Origin of the sequence: Bacillus pseudomycoides DSM 12442 (assembly GCF_000161455.1) — a bacterium.
Classification (GTDB): domain Bacteria; phylum Bacillota; class Bacilli; order Bacillales; family Bacillaceae_G; genus Bacillus_A; species Bacillus_A pseudomycoides.
Window position 1 is genome coordinate 5510566 of sequence record NZ_CM000745.1, and the last position, 2635, is coordinate 5513200.

Annotated in this window: 3 protein-coding genes and 1 pseudogene; 3 read left to right on the plus strand and 1 reads right to left on the minus strand. The window is 34.2% G+C overall.

What is annotated here, in order from left to right:
• Both BPMYX0001_RS27855 and BPMYX0001_RS27860 read left to right on the plus strand, forming a co-directional pair.
• A pseudogene (locus BPMYX0001_RS27855) lies at positions 1-307 on the plus strand (FtsK/SpoIIIE domain-containing protein); the annotation flags it as partial.
• A complete protein-coding gene (locus tag BPMYX0001_RS27860) occupies positions 246-863 on the plus strand; it encodes a replication-relaxation family protein (protein ID WP_033799507.1) in 618 nt (205 codons plus the stop codon). The pseudogene BPMYX0001_RS27855 and the gene BPMYX0001_RS27860, both read left to right, overlap by 62 nt.
• 39 nt (positions 864-902) lie before the next feature.
• Here BPMYX0001_RS27860 and BPMYX0001_RS27865 read toward each other — a convergent pair whose 3' ends face one another.
• Positions 903-1127 (minus strand): helix-turn-helix domain-containing protein, encoded by a 225-nt coding sequence (locus BPMYX0001_RS27865; RefSeq protein WP_006097506.1) that lies wholly within the window; start codon positions 1125-1127, stop codon positions 903-905.
• Positions 1128-1603: 476 nt separating this feature from the next.
• Here BPMYX0001_RS27865 and BPMYX0001_RS27870 point away from each other — a divergent pair.
• The coding region (locus tag BPMYX0001_RS27870; protein WP_050774426.1) for a Y-family DNA polymerase at positions 1604-2635 on the plus strand (1032 nt) is incomplete at its 3' end.

A 2635-nucleotide genomic window follows, 5' to 3' on the forward strand; every position in this document is an offset into this window, starting at 1 on the left:
CCAATATCCAACCTCTGATACATTGCCAAGACAAATCAAACAAAATGCTGATGCAAAGCTAGGTTTTCGATTACCAACAGCGGTTGCTTCACAAGTTGCTTTGGATGAACCAGGTCTTGAGGATCTGCCTTCTCTTCCAGGAAGAGCATTATTTAAGACTGATCGGACAGAGGAAATCCAGGTACCGTATTTAAAGGATAAAGACATGTGGGATTTACTGAAGCAATATAAGGTGGTGAAAGAGTATGAGACATCAAAAGCTCAAACAGAAAGCCAGACAGATCGAAATTTTATCCAGTTTAAATAAGCTGGAATTTGCCTCTAGGAGGCAATTGCAAGCGATTCATGCTCTAGGTAGTATTCGAAATGCAAATCGTGTTCTGAAGGATCTGCGCCAATATTGTCATGTCACTTCGCATAATCGGGAGTATGTATATTATCTCAACAAAAAAGGTTTAGCCTTGCTAGGATTGGATCCCAATGAACGAAAAAAGAAACATCAACTTGAACATATTCTGTTAAGAAATGAAGCGTGGATGTGGCTTGATTTTCCAGATTGGAAAACAGAGCAAGTTATACAATTTAGATATCAAGGTGAAGAAAAGACAATCGTACCAGATGCTTATTATGTAATAGATCAAGTACCTCATTTTGTTGAGATTGATAGGTTGCAACATATGAGAGTAAATGAAGAAAAGGTACAATATTATGGTTTGATTGCAAAGATATATAAAAAACAAAGAGATATAATACCCAACATTTTATTTTTTACAATTTCTGATTATCGTGAAAAGAAGTTAGAGAGTTACGGGATAAAACATGATGTGTATGTACGGACATTTTTATTAAAAGAAGTATTGTGAAAGTAAAAAGCACAGGGTGAATCATCCTCCTTGTGCTTTTTACATGTCCCAAAAGTCAGTTATTTTGGCACTTCTGTCCACCTTTTTAATTGCTCGAAGGATTTTTTGAATAACTGGTAAACTTGGTGTGTGAGATTTATTATTACATAATCTTGAAATTGTATTACGACTAACACCAGTTTCTTGTTCTAATTCCTGTTGTTCTATTCCGTTACGGTCTAACCACTTCCCTAATTTTGTACGATTTCTTTTATTTCCTTTCATGAAAGTGCCTTCCTTTCTTTTACCCTATTTAACTTTTATTTTGGACACTTTCAATTTAATTTATACACACTCACCTTCAATGGTGCATATGTCTTTCTTGTGGTGCATAGAATATAAATAGATAAGGAGAATAACAGATTTTTTGTAATTATTTTGTGGAATATAGCATACATAATAATAGCTACAAGATGCGAATACGCTGAAATATAATTGCATCTTGTTGCAACGAGTATTCCTATAAAATAAAAAGCTTAAATCCATTGGTACATATGGGTTTGAGCTTTTCTTAATTTATAAAGACATAAAAGCGAGTTTCTTAAGTTAAGAGATATAAAAGTGTTTCGTGGTCGAATTTTGAAGAATTACATATAATTTCACGTATCACATTGATATTAAAAATTATTTACAAAATGATTGTATAAACCGAAAAACAAGGTTTATAATAAGAACAAACGTTCTGATTTGGAAGGGTTACCTTGTATGATTATTCTTTATTACCTAACCGAATTATTTTGTGTGTAGACCTTTGTTCATTTTTCGCCAGTTGTGCATGTGTCATGAGGGGATTAGATCCATTAAAAGTAAAATTAGCTGTCGTTGGGGATGTAAATAGAAAAGGGTCTATTGTGCTGGCTGCCACTCCCGAACTGAAAAAATTGGGCATTTCTACAGCAACTAGGTTGCACAAACTGCCAAAAGATCCAGAAATCATTGTAGTTAATGCGACAATGCAAAAATTTGTTGAAATTTCAAATCAAATCACAGAGATATATACAAAGTATGTAGCATGGGAAGACCTACACGTTTTTTCAATAGATGAAGTATTCCTTGATTTCCAACAGACAGCGCATTTATTTGGGCGTGATCCAATTGTAATTGCTAAGAGGGTACAAAAAGAAATTTATGACAAAACAGGCATAACCGCATCAATTGGGATAGCACCTAACTTATTTCTCTCGAAAGTTGCTCTAGATGTGGAAAGTAAACATTCAAAATCAAGGATTGCTATGTGGTCATATGATGATGTCCCCAAAAAATTATGGGAAATCAAACCGCTCCAAAAAATTTGCGGAATTGGAGTAGCTACACAGGAATTATTGCATAGCATGGGACTGTTTTCCTTGAAGGATGTTGCAAATACACCCAAAGAGCGTTTAATAAAGCGATTTGGAAAGGTAAAAGGTGAAGAGTTACATCGTTTTTCATTTGGTATAGATGAAAGCCGTATTGCTAATAAATACGTTCCTAAAAGTACTTCTATAACGAAAGGACAAATCTTATTAGAAGATTGCTTTAGTCTTAATAAATTAAAATTGCTACTTCTAGAACAAATTGAGGAGACTTGTTTTCGCCTACGATCTATGGATAAATGTTGTAGGACGGTTGAACTTGCTATAGGTTACAGTAAGTACATCGGTGGAGGGTTTAAGCGAGCAATTACTTTGGAACAACCAACCTGTTTAACTGAAGAGGTTTATGAAGCGTGTTTACAGATATTAAAAAAGTTT